The following is a 19,674-nucleotide window of genomic DNA, read 5'->3' as shown; positions in this document are numbered from 1 at the left end:
AAAGCAAATACTACGGTTCGGAACTTATATATAATGATATAAGGTCTAATTTGGTCTAAAACAACTTTCCTGTCATTCCTATCACTTCTAATAATCGTTTATATTATTAGTTTACAATGAGTTATCGTGAAATGTTAAAAATGACAGCAAGTGGTAATCAAAGTTATATCCATATATTTATAAGATAAACACATAGATGATAGACATATATAGTTGGATGCCGATAACGTAGGTAGGAACAAGTCTTGAACCAACCTCCAGACCGCCAACAAGGACCTTGTGCATCTTGGCTACGCTGTCAATCGTACCGCTTGCCACACCATAGCTAAGCGACATGATAATGATAATCAGCGATAGGGAGGGGATAAAACTGGATGAAAAGGAACTGGGGAATAGCTGTCCCGTCACGCTCAGGAGAATTGCATGGGGAACAGTCGTAAGAAGGAGCATCACAATCACATAAGCAATAAATTCAAACAATGCTATGCGCAGACCTACTTTCTCGCGATAGAGGATTTTATAGTGATTGTCGGATTTTGTTAGGTGGCTTCTCATGTTGGATAGCATCGCACAAAAGGTCGTATAGAGTCGGCTACGAACACAGGCTCCCGCTGCCATCACTATCATAATAAAATAGATGAGCAGGGGCGACAATTGGTTGCTGACGAACGACCCAAAGAACCATCTGATGCCTTCACTACTTAGCATAGAACGCATAGGAAGCTCGGGAAAAGCTGCCGTTATAAGCCATGAGAGCAGTATCAGTGCTAACTGGACTATGAGAAGCACTAAAACAATATAACCTAACTTATTCCTCATCAGCATGGAGGTTGTCAATGTCAATAATACGTAGTTCTAATGCACGTACTACAAGGCGTGTGGCGTTGACGCTCACACCATTGTTTCCATCAGGGAAGAGTTTCTGTACGAGTTCGTTCTGTCGCTTCTCCAAACTCTTTACGCCGAAAGGCATACCACGCAGGTTGGTAATCTGTTCTTTGGTATAACCGAGTGCAAGGTGGCGAAGGAAACGCTCATCATATTCGTCAATCTCGTAGCTGACCATCGCCTCTTGGTGCATCAACTGACTGCTCACACTCATCTTAAATCTGCTTACAATCTTTTCGAGGATAGGCTGATTGAAGACCATACGCTTGCCCGACATGACACTCGCCACGTCACCACGTGTCAGTAGTTCGCCACTCTTCAGGCAGATACCATCGGCACCAGCATCGAGAACGTCGACCCATAGCTTTTCATTTAGTATCTCACCCGTGAAGATAAGCACCTTCACGTTAGGGTAAGTCTGTTTTGTTTGTCGACAAATCTCTACGCCCACTGTTGTTGAACCACCCAATCCAAGGTCGAGTAGGACGAGGTCGGGGAGGCTCTGCTTAATTAGTTTCCAATAAGCGACTTCGTTTTCAGCTGTTCCGATAATCTCAGCTTCAGGTATTTCATTTCTGAAGATACCCTCTGTTCCTTTTAATTCCAATGGTACGTCTTCAACGATAATGACTCTAAAATTCTCCATAGGTATGTTTCGTTTTATTTTGTTTCTTAATTAGCTTTTGCCAAGACCACATCTATTCTTACGCCATTGGGTGTCTCAACGGCTGAAATACCACAGCCACGCTTATTGGTTGACTCACCATTGTCACGTGCTATCTGTCGGCAGATGAAGAACATCAAACGGTCGGCAGAAGGCTGAAAGAGGCCACGGCATGCGTCATCAGAGAGGTTCAGCGTAGAGATAAGGATATGTAAGGTTACATAGCCAGGCTGATGCTCTTCGGCTGTGACCGTTAGTGGTTGGTTGTTATTGATAAGATATAATATGTCAAATAAATAAGCAAGGAAGACTGGGTCGCCACTGATGAGTGGTGAAACAAATGGTTTTGTTAGCTTTGTAGAACTTACTACTATCGAGAGATTCACGGGACGTGATATGAGTTTTACGGCTTCTACCTGGCTCATTGCCTGCTGGCTAAGAATCTGATAGAGTTCTTTATAGTAGGTTGCTAACTCGTCAATAGCCTCAAGCTGTCGGTCAGGTCCGTCAACAAGCTGTCGGATACGTGACGGATAGTACATCGTTTCATGCTTGAGCGTTGAGAGACAGTTGTCAAGAATGCTATTACTGATATATAAACGCTCATTCTCATATTCCACACAACGCACCTCATCTTCAAGCATCTCAATGTTTGTCTGGCTCTTCTGGTTCTCTTCAACAGATGCGATGAGTGCTTCCTTAATCTGATTGACGATGGCAAGTAATCGTACAGGGAAGCGATCGCTGACCCCTTTTTCCACCTCTTTAAGTTTGTTTTCTTCGCTCACATCGCTGAGGAGGATGGTGTTAATCTGCTTCACACGCTCCAAGCAGAACTGATAAGAGAGACGATGACGATAATACATCACGTAATAAACGGGGAAGATGGAAAGTAGGAAGAGTACGAGAAGGGCAACAGCCACATTCTTATTCGTCTCCGACTTCATCATCATTCGACAGTATTCTCCCAATGAATTGTCGGCATAACGCTCTTTGAAGAGGTGGGTATAAACGGAGTTGTTGTATTTATAGAGGTCCCACTCATGTAGTGCCAATGCTGCCACAGCACTCTCGTTACGTATGTCGAGAATGATACCGTAGTTCATCGGAATACTATCATGATACCATTTGATTTCTGCTGGAATATTCGGAAGACTGCCAAGTCGCTTCATTAGTTCCTTTCCCTTTGGGCAGAGCTTTAGATATTGTTGGTTAAGGTAGTAGCGACAAGTATCAGCGTAAGCCAATGTCTTGCTATAAGCACCATTGATATTCGAGAAGTAAGCTGAGTCGGCATAGATGGCTGCAAGCGTGTTATAATCCTTCTTTGCAAGGGCTGTTGCCTTATCGGTGATCCTAACTGGTCGGGTTTGAGCCGTCAACAAGGTTGCTGTCGTTAGGAAGAAGGCGAGCAGAATACGACTGATACCCTTTGGCAAACGGAAGAAGAAACGACTTCCCTTATCTCGCTGACTCTCTACGCCAATCTCACAAACAGAGAAAATCTGACTAATCTTCTTGTATTTATTGATGATACCATTACAGTTCATCAGTCCAAAACCATGCGAAGCACTGTCTTTTTGGTCGTAGATAGGCTTATGGTCGAAGATATGCAACTGCTGTTTCTCAGTGAGTCCGCAGCCTGTATCAGTAACAGATATCTCAACATAGTAGGGTTCTTCAACAGATGTAATCGTCACTTCACCACCTTTCTCAGTGAATTTACGAGCATTATCAGCTAAGGTATTGACCATGAAAAGTGTCAGGACACGGTCGGCTTTGACAACTGCCTTGGTGTCATCAACGCGTAGTTTTATTCCTTTCATATGGAAACCCATACGTCCTTTCTTCACGATGTCGAACACCTGTTGTACAGGGAAGCTCTCAATATGCAGTGATAGTCTTCCTTGTCGGAGCTGTATCCACTCTGTGAGAACAGAGTTTAGTTCGTTAATCTTATCCGTCAACTCACGAATATAAGTGTAACGTTCAGCTTTCACTGCTTCGCTTTCACCACCCTTTTTGAGCTTCTCAATCTCATGCAACATACGGTCGATGAGTGGGATAACACTGTTTACAAGCGAAACTTTTGCCCGTTGTTCAAGGTTCTTACGCTTGTTATCCGTGAGATGTAATTTGTTTATATGCAGTTGTTCAGAGATTTCTTCATACTGTTCCGCTAACTTCGCCATGTGTTGTTCGTTGTGTTGACGCCACTGTTCAAGTGGAAGGAGGAGGTCGTCTAAGGAGCCTTGTGTGTCTTTTCTTCGACGAAGATAATGGAAGAGGAAGAGGGAAGCGAGTACGAAGACGATAGAGAGTCCTACGGCTAAGATGATGAGATTCAGCTGTTGTGAGGTACGCTCTAACTGTTCAGCACGTGATGTGAGGTATCTGTCTTGTCGCGTTTCGTCCTGCAAGTCAAGATAGATGTTACGGTTGTAATCACTCTGTTGCTTGTTGTTTATTGCCGAATAAGCCACACTAAGTTGTTCACGGATAGATGCAACGAGGTCGGGTGCCTGCTTTATAGCTGGATTGTTGTGTAGAGCTTTGTTCAAACAGATAATCGCAGAGCGGTAATCCTTTATATGCCAGTAGCATGACGCCAAGGTACGATAGGAACCAGCTGTTTGATAGACATCACCATAACGTCGGAAGATATGGAGTGAACGTAGTGCTAAGTTGCCTGCAAGGAGATTTTCAGGCATGTGTTCAAGATTGATATATTGAAAAGAAGGAAGATTATCGTGTATCAACGTCTCCCGAGTCTTATCGTTCAGAATCAGTTCGCTGATAGCCTGCAATGAGTTTGCTTCCCAGTAAGGAAGTTTGTGTTGTCTCGCAAGCATGTAACAACGTATGAGATATTCAAACTCTTTCTGTTCTATGGCTTTTTGCGTACTTGTGTTGATGATGCCACCGGCTCCGATATTATAGTAATAAGCTAAGAGCTGTGCCAGGTCGGTTTGTATCTCTCCGTCAGGGTTAATCTGTTTTAGTGCTTTGATAGATGGTTGCTCCAAGCCTACATAATAGTAATATGTAGATGTGACGATAGCAAACTCAGAACGTGCATAGATCATACGACGACGCTGGCGAGGAGATAAAAGGTTCTCATCCTCTTCAATACGATGAAGTCGTTTTTGTGCCTTCTCATAGTAATCGTAGAACTCCTTATTGAGTGACTCACGCTGACAAAGACGCATAAACTGGATGTCAGCAACTAACAACTCAACTTGGTTATCTGTGATTTTAAGAACTGAGTCGAGCTTGGCATAAGCTGCAGTAAAGCGCATCTTCATCAAGTCAACGAAAGCAAGATTGTTCAATGCTTCCGCCTTTCCTGCATCATAGCGCTCTGCTAAGTGATAGGCTTTATTCGCATAGAATTTAACGGAGTCGAGATTACGATAATGTAAAGCGTAAGCCTTGTCGTTATCAGCATCAACTTCCTGTACATGTGGCGTATTACATGCAGCAAACAACAGAAGGAATAGGCAAGCTGCCCATCCCTTTATTATACAGTATGTCTTTGCTCTCTTCATCTACTTTATATAGCCTTTGCCATTGCTCATCTACAAATCAAAGGCAAATATACAAAACTTTTCTCAAATATTATGTAATTCACAATTCATAATTATGATTACTACGGTCTGATTTATTTATTGCACAAGCTACTTGTTCACTCGTCACCTCGTTCGTTACGGATGAGGCTACAAACAGATTTGGGTGCATCAGAATTCTGATGCACCCAAATCGTTTTGCTTTCTATCTTATTTCTGTATTAAGCATAACAGAAGAAGAGGACTATTACCTGCGCTAAGAAAATTCTAAGGAACATACTGAGCGGATAAACTGTTGAGTAGCCTACAGCTGGAGTCTCACCTACACAGATTGAGTTAGCATAAGCTAATGCTGGTGGGTCAGTATAGGTTCCAGCAAGCATACCCATGATAGTAAAGTAATTGAACTTATACTTCAGACGAGCAATAGTGCCGACAATAAGGATTGGAATAACCGTAATGATGAAACCAGTGTATACATATTTCAAGCCATCTCCCTGTGTAACAGTATCCCAGAAGGTAGCACCAGCCTTGATACCTACAGAGGCAAGGAAGAGAGTTAAACCAATCTCACGTAACATCATGTTAGCCGAGGTTGTTGTATAGGTCACAAGTCCCATACGATAACCGAAACGGCCGATGAGGATAGCAATAACCAACGGACCACCTGCAAGACCGAGCTTCATAGGTACAGGCATGTGAGGAATTGCTATTGGCAACATTCCAAAGATGATACCTACGATGATACCCACGAAGATGGTAGCAATGTTTGGTGCATTAAGACGCTTTTCTGAGTTGCCCATCATTGCTGCAACACGGTTTACGTTCTCCTCTGGACCAACAACCATGATACGGTCACCCACGATAAAGCGGTGGTTACGACCTGCAAAGAGGTCCATACCCTGACGGCTGATACGTGTTACGTTCACGCCATATACTGAGCGGAAGTGCATATCGCCTAATGTCTTACCGTTAATTTTGCTATTGGTGATGACGATACGGCGGCTTACCAACTGCTGTGGCTGGTCTTCCTCGTGCCAGTCTACCTCAATCTCTGGACCGATGAAGGCACGGATAGCCTCAGCATCACCCTCAGCACTGACTATGAGAATCTCGTCACCTAACTCAAATACGTTATCTAAGGTTGGAATGGACAATACTCCATCGTGCATCATACGTGTACAAACGAAGTCACGATTGAGGAACTCGGATATTTCTTTGAGGGTTCGTCCTGCGATATAAGCGTTCTGTACCTTCAAATACATAGAATATGGCTTTACATGAGGGTTCTCTGCTTCTTCCTCATTCAGCTTCTCATTCTCTTTTTGGAGGTTTACCTTACAGATATAGCGGATGGCAATAGTTGCACTGATAATACCTACTACACCTAAAGGATAAGCACACGCATAACCTGAAGCAATGTCAAAGTCCATACCATTCTTGAAGACACTGTGTAGTGCTTCGTTAGCAGCACCAAGACCCGGGGTGTTCGTAACAGCACCATAGAGTGTACCAACCATCATTGGGAGGTTCGTGCTATCCTTCGTGTCAAAGAAAATAAAGTAGCAGGCAAACATCACGAGGACGTTGAGCAGAATTGCTATCGACGATAGTATGTTCAGTTTAAGTCCGCCTTTGCCGAAGCTTTCAAAGAAACCCGGTCCTACCTGAAGACCAATCATAAAGACGAAGAGAATCAATCCAAAGTCTTGCACAAAACCCAATACGGGGAGAGGTCCTGTGAATTTGATGTGACCAGCAAGAATGCCCACAAACAACACGAAGGTAACACCAAGCGAAATACCTCCAATCTTAATCTTGCCAAGGTAGATACCCAAGGCGATAACAATAGAATACAATAGCATTATATGGGCTACCGTATCCTGTCTCTCTGCCGAAAAAATATCAATTAACCAGTCCATAAGTATTATTTATTCTGTGCAAAGATAAGGATTAAAAGGCATATAAACTAATCTTTTATGACGAATTTTAACCAAACCTCGGTTTTTGTGTACGTTACTTTTTTATTTACCTGCTGAAAAAATATTTGTGGGATTATTACCAATGGTAGGATTGCTGTGTAAATTACAATGTTAGTTGTTTTTGTTAATAATATGCGTTTTCCTTATATTTAGCGCGTTTTAGAATTGTTTATATGAGGTTGTATAAAATATATCCCCGTTTGTTGATGAATATTTATTCTACAACAAACGGGGAAATATTTATTCGTTTTGTTTCTTACTTATTTAACGCTTATCTTTGCGGCTTTGTTTCCTACACGTACGATGTAGGTACCACGAGCAAGAGATATGCGTGTGCTATCGTCAGCAACTTTACCTTGGTAAACGAGTTTACCATCGATTGAGTAGATAGCAACTGTGCTATTCTGTGCACCAAGAACGCTGATTGCACCATCGAGGAAGTGAATCTTAACATCCTTATCTGCAGTCACTGCATCAATGCCTGTTGGGTCAGGTGTAAATGCGATGTAATTTGTGTAGATAAGAGCATTAGGGAAGTTATCGTTCGACATCACACAAACAAGGTTCGTGATTGGCTGGGTGAGTTTCAATGTAGTTACACCATTCTCAACAGTGTACTCATCATTGACGTCTAACTTCTCACCTTGCAACTCACCATCAATATACTTCACATTACCAACAAACCAGTGGTAGGTTGTCATCTCACCGCCTACGACAGCCTCTGAGCTGAGGTCAACCTTACCATCAACACACTTAACGTCGATTGGTGCTTGAAGATTATAAGAATATCTGTCAAATCGTTTACCGTTGTTGCTTGGCAATGGCATTGTTGAGAACTTCAGACGGTTGCCAACAACGTTGAGAACTCTAAGGTTGGTATTCTTTGACACGTCAACCTTTGTCAACTTGTTAGCATTCAACCACAACTGCTCCAGTTGAGGAAGTTTATCAAGTGACACGTTTTCAAGATCGTTATCGCTCAAATCAAGGTTCCAAAGCTTAGGGTTATCAAGTTTGATTTCCTTCATCTTGTTGCTTGAGAGGTATGCGATACCAAGATTTGGTGCCTTTGATAAGTCGAATGTCTTAATCTTATTACCAATCAGGGAAACTGATGTAAGACTTGGGAATGGAGACAAATCAAGGTCTGTCAACTCATTACCATCAAGATTCAAGTCGGTAAGATTTGGTGCTACTGGAAGCTTCACTGATGTCAGTCCAGTATGAGTTACAGCAATGAGCTTTGCTCCCTTCAAACCAGTGAGGTCTACATCAGTCATCTTAACGTTTGCAACACTGAAGACTTTCACCTTATCATCAGCCTCAGCAACAAGTACACGTACCTTTGTATTTGCCTTTGACTTAGCTTGGAAAATCTTATAGGTTTCTCTAAGTGTATACTGTGTGACATTACCATTGCCACCCCACTCGAAGTAAACTGACTTACCAGGGGCTCAGTAGAAAAGTTAGGAAATAGGTGCACAATAAGCTTATTATAAATAAAGCCTTCCAAACTATGGGAAAAATAATCCCCAAAAAGAGATAAATTATCATCTAAAATCAAAGAATAGTTTTGTTATAAGTTGCTGTCATTTTTAACATTTTGTGTATCTAACTATTATATAACAAGTTAAGTGTCCTCTATAAGTGACAGGAATGACAGGAAATTAATTTATGAATAAGCGGCACCTCCTCGATCGGTCTCTTCCTCAACTGCCCCTTTCCCCTTACCCCCCTTCCCCAAAGGAAGGGCATGATTGCCGAGATACCCCTTGTGTTTGGTTGTCGAGTTTTTAGTAAACGAGGTGGTCGTTGTAATAAACCACAGTAAACAATGGTAATCATAATTCTGAATTAGACTCGTTTTCTCACAGAACTCGCAGAACTCACGGATTTCTTTTTCGCTAACATAACGCACAGAGACCTGACGGTCATAGATAACACAGAAGTCCCACCCTGACCCTCCCCGAAGGGGGGAGGGAGACAAATATGCACACGGAGGGACCGTGTGGGGTAGGGCCTCTGTGATATCTATGACCGTCAGGTCTCTGTGCCTTTTAGTTTTCTGTTTAATCTGTTTTTCTGTGAATTCTGTGAGAGAATGCTTTCTCCTTTGAAATTTGAACTTTGAAATTTGAACTTTGAGCGTTACCGTTTTTACTTTTTTACCGTTTTACCTTTTACCTTTCCCAAAGCCGTTTTATTTTTTACTTTTTTATGTTGGTAATCACAATTCTGAATTGTGAATTGTGAATTCTGAATTACCAGCAACTTGTTAACTTAAATTGTAATCTCCCCTGAACCAAAGCAGCGATGATGATGCTCATCATAGACAACACAGAATTGTCCAGGAGCAACGCCATGGATGCTTTCGGCAGAGTGGATAATACACCTACCGTCCGGCAACTGTTCAATAGTTGCTGGATGGTACTCAGGTGTGTGGCGAATCTTGAAGGTAATCTGCTCAGGTAAAGTTGTGATGCCTTCTGTCAAGAAATGAAAGTCATGTAGCGAGAAATCTTTTTTATAGGCTGTAGTAGGGTCGTAGCCATGACTAACGTATAGAATATTTTTAGTTACATCTTTCTTAATCACGAACCAAGGACCACCACCAAGACCGAGCCCCTTCCGTTGCCCGATAGTATGGAACCAGAGTCCCTTATGTTCGCCAATCTTCTTTCCCGTCTCGAGTTCGATGACATCGCCTATTTGTTCACCTAAATAGCGGCGTACATACTCGTTATAGTCGATATTTCCAAGGAAGCAGATACCCTGCGAATCCTTGCGGCGCGCATTGATGAGATTCTCTCGCTCGGCAATCTCTCGCACCTCATTCTTCTCGTAATGTCCGATTGGGAAGATAGCTTTCTTCAGCTGCCAATCGTAGATTTGTGCTAAGAAGTCGGTCTGGTCTTTTACTGGGTCAGGACTTGTGGTGAGCCATTTACGTCCGTCAATCCATTCTGTCTGTGCATAATGGCCCGTTGCGATGAGGTCATAGTCATGTCCCATCTTCTCATCAAAGGCACCAAACTTAATCAGTCGGTTGCACATCACGTCAGGATTAGGCGTAAAGCCAGCCTTCACTTTCTCCATAGTATAGCGTGTTACCTTGTCCCAATACTCCTTATGACAGTCGATGACTTGCAGCTTACAGCCGAAGCGGCGTGTCACAAGTGTAGCCATCTCAAGGTCTTCCTCAGAGTTGCAGTCCCAGTCTTCCTTCTCTTCTGGTCCTATCTTTATATAGAAACAGTCGGGATGCAGCCCTAATCGTGCAAACTCATAAACCACAACCGAACTGTCAACTCCTCCAGAAAGGAGAACGGCAATACGCTTACCTTCGAGTTCCTGAATATTCATCTTTACAACCTTTCCTTCTTTCTTATTCTTTTGTTCTGACTTTCTCGTCAGCAACTTTCTTCTTGTGTGCCACCTTCATTCTATCGAATCCCATGCCATAGACACCATTCACGGCACCCTGTGAAACAAAGGCGTTAGGGTCTATTTCGTCAATAACCTGATAGATAGAGTGCGCTTCAGAACGACGTGCGATGACGAAGAGCATTCCCACCTTCTTACCTGTATAGAATCCGCGTGCTTCAATCACCGTACAGCCACGGTCAACATCATTGTTAATAGCAGAACCAATCTCTCCCCAGTGTTCAGAGATTACAAAGAACTGCACCGAACCGCGCATACCATTAATAAGGTAATCCACCACATAGGTCATTACGAAGAGGACAATATAACCATAGATAACCTTTTCCCAATTCATCAAGACCAGATAACTGGAGGTGATGATGCAAAGGTCGCAAGCAAGAATAACACGTCCGAGCGACACATCACGATACTTGTGAATCATTGCTGCTATGACATCCGAACCGCCCGAACTGGCATTATATTGCAAAGCAATGCTGACTCCGACACCTAACAGCACACCACCTACCACACAGGCGAGGAATGGCTCATCGGAAAATAGCGGATGTTCAGCGAAGACTCCACGTAGTACCGATGTTGAAAAGGCAAACACCAATACGGCAAAAATAGTTCTGACACAGAACTTCCAACCCAATATCTTTAATGCGACAAAGAGTAATATACCGTTGATAATAAGGTAAGTATACTGTACGGGGATATTAAAACCCCACTGAACGACAGATGCGATACCAGCAATACCACCGATGGTGATATGATGTGGTAATAAGAATGCACACCAACCGAAACTACCGATGATCATAGCTAATGCAATCATCAGAAATTCGCGGATATCTCTAAACTTGTTTTTTCTTTTTCTTACCATTGTGTTTGTCAACCATTAGCATTGTGCAAAGTTAGTGAAATAATTATGAATGTCAAGTGAATAGCTGAATTTTTTGCACACAAAACTTATATCTTCCAGATGTTTTTATTATTTTTGCGAGTAATATTTAACCTTATATTAAATGATAGAATTGTTTTCTGCAGACGGATGGTTAAATCAAACCATAGTATCTGTTAATTATTTTACATGGACATATATCCTCGTAGCTGGGCTCGTTATTTGTGCTTTGTGGTTTACATGGCGGACGCGCTTTGTGCAGTTTCGCATGGTTGGAGAGATGGTTCGCCTATTAGGTGAGTCGACAGGAACGCATGATAAGGGCGAGAAACATGTATCATCTTTTCAAGCTTTTGCCGTTTCTATTGCCTCACGCGTCGGAACAGGAAACCTTGCTGGTGTGGCAAGTGCCATAGCTATCGGCGGTCCCGGTGCTGTCTTTTGGATGTGGGTTATTGCTCTCTTAGGCTCTGCGACAGCCTTCATCGAGTCTACACTTGCCCAGCTTTACAAGCGTCGCCATGCTGATTCGTTCATTGGCGGACCAGCCTATTACATTCTGCATGGAATGCATTGTAAGTGGATGTCGAAACTTTTTGCCGTACTGATTACGATAACTTTCTGTATGGCTTATATTTCCATACAGAGTAACACGATTTGTGGTGCAATGCAAAAGGCATTTTCTATAGATCCAACATGGATGGGCTTTGCTCTCGCTATTCTCTCTTTAGCAATTGTTTTTGGTGGTATTCAGCGTATTGCCAAGGTCAGTAGCGTACTCGTTCCGCTGATGGCAGTGGGTTATGTCCTCCTTGCTTTAGTGATAATTATAATGAATATTCAGCTCATTCCACACGTCTTCCGCCTTATTATTGAGAATGCTTTTGGTATTGAACAGATAGCTGGTGGCGGATTAGGTGCTACGATGATGAATGGTATCAAGCGTGGACTGTTTAGCAATGAGGCGGGTGAAGGCTCTGCTCCTAACATTGCTGCGACAGCATCAACCACTCACCCTGTCAAACAAGGACTTATTCAGTCCCTCGGAGTATTCACTGATACACTCCTTGTTTGTAGCTGTACGGCATTTATCATTATCATCAGTGGGCTTTATGTCAACAATTCTGAGTCGGGAATTCAGCTTACGCAGATTGCCTTGGAGAGCGAAATCGGTGCTGCCGGACCGATATTTATTGCCATAGCTATTTTCTTCTTTGCTTTCAGTAGTATTATTGGCAACTATTATTATGGTGAGGCAAACGTACGTTTTCTTACGCAACGTCCTTCGGCTATCTTCATGTTACGTGTAATAACAGGCGGTGTAATGGTGATGTTTGGAGCCATTGCCAGTCTCGACCTTGTATGGAGTATTGGCGATTTCTTTATGGCACTCATCACCATCTGCAACCTTGTCGCCATCTTAACGCTTGGCAAATATGCTTTCCGTCTGCTTGACGATTACCGTCAACAGAAGTGGGCAGGTGTGAAGAGTCCTATCTTCAAACGAGAGTCAATGCCTGATATTGAAAAAGATATTGAATGTTGGTAATTCAGAATTCATAATTCAAAATTCATAATTATGATTACCATTATTAACTTTGAATTTTGAGATTTGAACTTTGAACTTTATGATATGTGCTTTAGCACTCTATCTCACTTTTACCGACTACGAATTTTGCTAATTACCTTAATTCCGCAGCATAAATTCTTGTAAGAACTCCAAGTGTCTGAGAAACAAAGTTCTCAAAACACTTGGATATGTCAGAAATTTCACCTATCTTGGTGCTATCAAAATAATAAACAAGCAAAAATCTGACATGACAAAGGTAGCAATTAAAAACGAGAATCTCACTTCTTTCGGAGGAATTTATCATATTATGGACGTTTTCTCAAAGTTGGGCTTTGAAAAACTTACAGAATCTGTCTTGGGCAAACGTGGAAGTAGTGGCAAAGCATTCAGCCATGGAAGTATTTTCGGCTCTCTCTTCTTCAGCTACCTTTGTGGTGGAGAATGCCTTGAGGACATCAATGTGCTTATTGGGCAGTTCAAGCAGAGACCTAATACGCTATTACCCGGTGCCGACACCGTGGGGCGCGGACTAAAGGAGCTTGCCGAGAAAAATATTGTCTATAAGAGTGAGACCTCCGACAAGTCGTATAGTTTCAACACGGCAGAAAAGTTGAATACCTTACTTTTACGAATGATACGGAGAATGGGGCTTATAAAGGTGGGTAGCCATGTTGACTTAGACTTTGACCACCAGTTTATTCCAGCCCACAAGTTCGATGCAAAGTATTCTTACAAGCAGGATTTTGGCTATTTCCCTGGTTGGGCTTCCATTGGGGGAATCATAGTCGGAGGTGAGAATCGTGACGGAAACACCAATGTGAGATTCCATCAAGAAGACACGCTCCGTCGCATTATGGACCGTGTGACCTCAGAACTTGGTGTGGTAATAGAGCGTTTCCGTGCTGACTGCGGGTCGTTCTCAAAGGAAATCATCCAAACCGTAGAGCAGCGCTGCAACACGTTCTATATACGTGCTGCCAACTGTGGCAGCCGATGCGAGGACTTCCACCAGCTGAAAGAATGGAAGAGCATTGAAGTTGGTTATGAGAGATGCGATGTCACATCCATCAGCATGGACGACCTCATCGAAGGAAAGTCATACAGGCTTGTCGTACAGCGTAGTCTTTTGAAAGACAAGGATGGCAGGGAGCAGACGGATATGTTCGGAGTAATATACACATACTGCTGTATCCTCACCAATAACTGGACATCTACTGAGAAAGACATCATTACATTTTATAATGAACGTGGAGCAAGCGAAAAGAACTTTGACATACAGAACAATGACTTTGGATGGTCACATCTGCCATTTTCCTTTATGGCTGAGAACATGGTTTTCATGATGGTTACCGCCATGCTGAAGAACTTCTATCTCTATCTCGTCCGTCATATCAGCGAAAAGGTCAAGCCGCTGAAGAAGACAAGCAGACTGAAAGCCTTTATCCTGCATTTTGTCAGCGTGCTGGCAAAATGGGTGAGAATGGGAAGGCAGAACGTTCTGAACCTGTATACAAATAAAACCTACTACTCTGAAGTATTCCTTGAATAAACAGTATTTCTTTGTGGTTTTCATATTCCCCATTGGTTTGGGTGGGGGATTTTATGCTTAGAAAAGCCCCAAGAAACACCGAAGCACCTCATATCAACATATAGAGCCCAAAAAGACATCTCAACATATAAAATTTTCTCACAAGGAATAATGCTGCGGAATTGAGGAATTATGCGAATCCTTATTACAAAAGATTTCGTATCATTCGCTTAATTCGTAGTCGCTTATTAGCTATTGTCGAGTCTCACGTTACTTGTAGCGATAAACCACACTTAATATCGGTTATCATAATTATGAATTTTGAATTATGAATTATAGTAGTAATCATAATTATGAATTGTGAATTATGAATTACCTCGACTTATCTTGCTTCTGATGATGCCATCAACAGAGAACTTGCCAGCACCAGCGAACCATGAGAGAACGAAGATGACAAGGTAAAGGAAGGCTAACTCACCATTGCTAACAGAACCGCCATGGACAGTTGTGAAGGCAACTATCATGGTGAAAATCATTGGCAAGAGTGCTAAACGTGTGAGGAAACCAAAAACGAATGCCAAACCGCATACTAACTCACCGAAAATACTCAATCCTACTGCCACCTCACCACTCATTCCGAAGGGTGCAGGGAAGTGTGTAGCTGTTTCTGAGAAGTGCTGTAACTTGTCGAGTCCGTGGCTCGCAAATGTCAATCCGAACACAAGGCGTGATGCCAATAAAATAAGTGATGTCTTTGTACTCTCAGCTTTTGGGAATAGTAATTCTAAACATTTCATATCTTACAATCTTTTATATTTATACGTTTTACCTACGGTGCCATGTCGCCCTACCTTATTATATAAGCGTAGCTATGTGGAGAATAGCACTGCGGTCATATCTTTAATTCATTACAAAGATAGGGATAAATTCTCATTCTATCCTAACAATGCACCAAAAAAATGTCGAAAGCGACGAAAAATGCCATATATGTGGTATTGACTTACAACGATTATTTATGCAACTTTTTTATCCTTACATTTGCAAAAACCGAAGAATCATTTACATAGAATGAGTTAGTATTCATTTTTAAAGAGATAATAAAGATTGCGTTTACCGTTTGCAGACTTAGAAATATATTTACAAACCAACCTCGTAAAACACCTCTTTTCACACAAAAAACAGTATTTCTCGATACCTTCACAACTCTATAATAATCAATAAGTTACAAAACAGGGAAGTAAAAGGTGCTTGATTGGACTTCAAAAGGGCGTTACTAAGGCTCTCAAAAAGCATCTTTTGCAAGCCAAAAGGGCGTTAATTCAAGTCTAAAAGATACTCGTTAATTTTCAAGGTTGTGAATTTTATTTACAAACTTATATAATAAGTCACACGGTGAAACGGAGGGAACGGAGATAAGGAAATGGTACGGAGAGGACAATGAAACAAAGAGCGACAGAGGCATAGCGTACAGATTCCTAATAACTTTGAGGATAAACGCCTTGTATATAAATTGATAGTAGACATCTTATCTTCTCTGTATTTCAGAGTTGCTGTCACTTCTGTCAGCCGCAATCACCATTTAACTCATTAGTTTACAGGAATATTACACAAAATGTTAAAAGTGACAGCAAACTAAAACAAAACTATTCTTGTAGGTTTGGTAATAGTAGCTCTTTGTGTAAGGAGGCTTTTATTACCTCATCCCTCTGGCAAGTGTATTTTTATTATTACATGAAGAAAAATACCTGTTATAACCTTTTTCATGCCGTTGCCTATCCCCATTATTAGGTATTTACTATATAAACATTTTCTATTCTGTTTTTTTTCATTACCTTTGTTTGTTAAGATGTGGGCGAGTCTATCAAGTTGACCAACCAACAAGTAGACGAGTGAACAAGTTGCTTGAGAAGAAGACAGAGTAACAGAAGAACTTTAAGTTAACGGGTTGACAAGTTTACATGTTGACGAGTTGCTTGAGAAGAAGACAAAGTAACAGAAGAACTTTAAGTTAACGAGTTGACAAGTTTACATGTTGACGAGTTGCTTGAGAAGAAGACAGAGTAACAGAAGAACTTTAAGTTAACGGGTTGACAAGTTAATATGTTGACGAGTTGCTTGCAGCAATAAATACAACAGACAGAAGTAATCATAATTATGAATTTTGAATTATGCATTATGAATTATAGTAGTAATCATAATTATAAATTCTGAATTATGAATTCTGAATTATAACACATATGAAGCTATCAAAATTAAAAACAGGAGAGAGTGGCGTTATCGTAAAGGTATCGGGACATGGTGGCTTTCGGAAACGAATCATAGAGATGGGATTTATTAAGGGTAAGCGTGTTGAGGTGTTACTCAACGCTCCCTTGCAGGATCCTGTTAAATATAAGATTATGGGCTATGAGGTTAGTCTTCGCCATAGCGAGGCTGACCAGATAGAGGTGTTGTCTGAAGCGGAAGCACGTGCACTTGAAAAAAAGTGGAGAAAGCAGACAGTAAGGTTGCGGCAGACTCCACTACATTTGACAGTACAGATAAGGAATTAACGCCCGATGTACTGTCAGATGCAGCACGTCGTAAGGGTCGCACTATCAATGTGGCACTTGTTGGTAATCCGAATTGTGGTAAGACTTCGCTTTTCAACTTTGCCTCTGGTGCTCATGAACGTGTGGGCAACTATTCGGGTGTGACGGTAGATGCGAAGGTGGGGCATGCCGAGTATGACGGTTACGAATTCAACCTCGTTGACCTCCCTGGCACTTATAGTCTTTCAGCCTACAGCCCTGAAGAACTCTATGTACGTAAGCAATTGGTGGATCATACGCCAGATGTTGTTATCAATGTGATAGACTCGTCTAACCTTGAACGCAACCTCTATCTGACGACACAGTTGATAGATATGCACATTCGTATGGTTTGTGCCCTCAATATGTTTGATGAGACAGAACAACGTGGCGACCATGTCGACGTACCGAAACTTTCTGAACTCTTTGGTGTACCTATGGTGCCAACGGTGTTCACCACGGGTAGAGGTGTGAAGGAACTCTTTCGCCAGATTATTGCTGTTTATGAAGGCAAGGAAGACGAGTCGTTGAAGTTCCGTCATGTCCATATCAACCACGGACATGAGATAGAGCATGGTATCAAAGAGATGCAAGAGCACTTGATGAAGTATCCTGAACTCTGCCGTCGCTATTCTACTCGTTATCTTGCTATCAAACTGTTAGAGCATGATAAGGATGTAGAAGAGCTTATTAAGCCGTTGGGCGACTCGGCTGAGATATTCAATCATCGTGATACAGCAGCTGCACGCGTAAAGGAAGAGACAGGCAACGACAGCGAAACAGCGATTATGGATGCTAAATACGGCTTCATTAATGGTGCGCTGAAAGAAGCGAATTACTCGACAGGTGATAAGAAAGATACTTATCAAACAACCCATGTCATCGACCGCATCTTGACAAACAAGTATTTAGGCTTCCCAATCTTTTTCCTTATTTTGTTGGTGATGTTCACGACAACCTTCGTTATTGGACAGTATCCGATGGACTGGATAGAGGCTGGTGTGGGCTGGTTGGGTGAGTTTATTTCTACGAATATGCCTGCCGGACCAATAAAAGATATGGTTGTTGATGGTATTATCGGTGGAGTAGGAGCCGTTATAGTCTTCCTGCCACAGATATTGATACTTTACTTCTTTATCTCCTATATGGAGGATTGCGGTTATATGTCACGTGCAGCCTTCATTATGGACCGCCTGATGCACAAGATGGGACTGCATGGAAAGTCGTTTATCCCACTCATCATGGGTTTCGGTTGTAATGTGCCAGCAGTGATGGCAACACGTACGATAGAGAGTCGTCGGAGTAGGTTGATAACAATGTTGATACTTCCGTTGATGAGCTGTTCGGCTCGTCTGCCAATCTATATAATGATTACGGGTTCGTTCTTTGCTTTGAAGTATCGTTCGCTTGCCATGCTCTCCTTATATATAATAGGTATGGTGATGGCAGTGGTGATGAGTCGCCTGTTCTCAGCCTTTGTTGTTAAAGGAGAAGACACGCCATTTGTGATGGAGCTACCACCTTATCGTTTCCCAACATGGAAGGCGATAGGTCGCCACACATGGGAGAAAGGTAAGCAGTATCTGAAGAAGATGGGAGGTATCATCCTCGTTGCTTCTATCATCGTTTGGGCATTGGGCTACTTCCCACTCCCTGACGATTCGAAGATGGATAATCAGACACGACAGGAACAAAGTTATATCGGACGAATCGGTAAGACCGTTGAACCAGTGTTCCGTCCGCAAGGATTTAGTTGGAAGTTAGATGTAGGCTTGTTGTCAGGTATGGGCGCAAAAGAGATTGTGGCTTCAACGATGGGTGTACTCTATGCTGGTGATGATAGCTTCTCTGATGATAATGGTTATAGTAGTGAGGTGGGAAAATACTCAAGGCTACATAAGTTGATAACAAAGGATGTGGCAACCATGCACGGTGTTAGTTATGAGGAGGCAGAACCTATCGCTACGCTGACAGCCTTTGCGTTCCTACTCTTTGTGTTGCTCTACTTCCCTTGTGTTGCTACGATAGCCGCCATTAAAAGTGAGTCAGGCAGCTGGGGATGGGCACTCTTTGCCGCAGGTTACACAACGGCTTTAGCGTGGATTGTCAGTGCCGTAGTCTTCCAAGTGGGATTATTGTTTATTTGATATAGTACGTATCCCTTGTATTTGGTTGACAAGTTTTTAGTAAACGAGTTGACAAGTGAACAAGTAGACGAGTTGCTTGTTGCGACAAACATAGTAAACAATGGTAATCATAATTATGCATTATGAATTGTGAACTTTGAATTTAAAAAGTTCTTATGTTACTATGTCTTCGTCGCAAGCAACTCGTTCACTCATCAACTTGTTCACTTGTCAACTCGTTCACCTTATTTATAGCTTTGAAAGGAAAATATAAAAAACTTCAATAGTAGATGTAATTTATCTCGAAAAAATTTGCATTTTTGTTTTTGATTATATATTTTTGCAAACACGATAAATTCAAAATATAATAAAACCTAAACAATCAACTTAAGCAATCAATTTGATAATACCACTTTATTCGGTGTTGCTTTTGTTATTATGTCGCTTTTATAGTGGCAC

The 19,674-nt window shown here is 41.9% G+C and carries 10 protein-coding genes and 1 pseudogene; 3 read left to right on the top strand and 8 right to left on the bottom strand.

What is annotated here, in order from left to right; genetic code table 11:
* Positions 1-177 precede the first annotated feature (177 nt).
* From J5A56_RS01760 to J5A56_RS01730, 7 genes are all read right to left on the bottom strand, one after another.
* Complete coding sequence (locus tag J5A56_RS01760) at positions 178-819, bottom strand: hypothetical protein (RefSeq protein ID WP_021672796.1); 642 nt, start codon at positions 817-819, stop codon at positions 178-180.
* Positions 809-1,534, bottom strand: coding sequence for a DUF5932 domain-containing protein (locus tag J5A56_RS01755; protein WP_021672795.1), 726 nt, complete (start codon positions 1,532-1,534; stop codon positions 809-811). Before J5A56_RS01755 ends, J5A56_RS01760 begins: the two co-directional genes overlap by 11 nt.
* Positions 1,535-1,560: 26 nt before the next feature.
* A complete protein-coding gene (locus J5A56_RS01750) occupies positions 1,561-5,100 on the bottom strand; it encodes a DUF5112 domain-containing protein (protein ID WP_021672794.1) in 3,540 nt (1,179 codons plus the stop codon).
* A 239-nt stretch (positions 5,101-5,339) separates the two neighbouring features.
* Entirely contained in the window at positions 5,340-7,040 is a 1,701-nt protein-coding gene (locus J5A56_RS01745) for a putative transporter (protein ID WP_021672793.1), read from the bottom strand.
* 320 nt (positions 7,041-7,360) lie between these two features.
* The gene (locus J5A56_RS01740; protein ID WP_021672792.1) at positions 7,361-8,410 is read right to left on the bottom strand and encodes a DUF6383 domain-containing protein; all 1,050 of its coding nucleotides are present in this window, start codon (positions 8,408-8,410) and stop codon (positions 7,361-7,363) included.
* A gap of 970 nt (positions 8,411-9,380) precedes the next feature.
* A complete protein-coding gene (mnmA, locus tag J5A56_RS01735) occupies positions 9,381-10,463 on the bottom strand; it encodes a tRNA 2-thiouridine(34) synthase MnmA (protein WP_036920323.1) in 1,083 nt (360 codons plus the stop codon).
* Positions 10,464-10,485: 22 nt separating this feature from the next.
* Complete coding sequence (locus tag J5A56_RS01730; protein ID WP_021672789.1) at positions 10,486-11,403, bottom strand: YitT family protein; 918 nt, start codon at positions 11,401-11,403, stop codon at positions 10,486-10,488.
* A gap of 142 nt (positions 11,404-11,545) precedes the next feature.
* Between J5A56_RS01730 and J5A56_RS01725 the strand changes: the two genes are divergently transcribed.
* Both J5A56_RS01725 and J5A56_RS01720 read left to right on the top strand, forming a co-directional pair.
* Positions 11,546-12,970 (top strand): alanine/glycine:cation symporter family protein, encoded by a 1,425-nt coding sequence (locus J5A56_RS01725; protein ID WP_021672788.1) that lies wholly within the window; start codon positions 11,546-11,548, stop codon positions 12,968-12,970.
* A gap of 268 nt (positions 12,971-13,238) precedes the next feature.
* Positions 13,239-14,540, top strand: a complete 1,302-nt coding sequence (locus tag J5A56_RS01720) for an IS1380 family transposase (RefSeq protein WP_211815465.1) — start codon at positions 13,239-13,241, stop codon at positions 14,538-14,540.
* A gap of 344 nt (positions 14,541-14,884) precedes the next feature.
* On the opposite strand, the gene J5A56_RS01715 is transcribed toward J5A56_RS01720, so the two are convergent.
* A complete protein-coding gene (locus J5A56_RS01715; protein WP_021672783.1) occupies positions 14,885-15,316 on the bottom strand; it encodes a DoxX family protein in 432 nt (143 codons plus the stop codon).
* Between the two features lie 1,440 nt (positions 15,317-16,756).
* On the opposite strand from J5A56_RS01715, the pseudogene feoB reads away from it, so the two are divergent.
* A pseudogene (feoB, locus tag J5A56_RS01710) lies at positions 16,757-19,236 on the top strand (ferrous iron transport protein B).
* Positions 19,237-19,674 lie beyond the last annotated feature (438 nt).

The sequence above is a fragment of the Prevotella melaninogenica genome, from assembly GCF_018128065.1.
Taxonomy (GTDB): domain Bacteria; phylum Bacteroidota; class Bacteroidia; order Bacteroidales; family Bacteroidaceae; genus Prevotella.
This window is presented reverse-complemented; position numbering and strand designations above follow the sequence as displayed.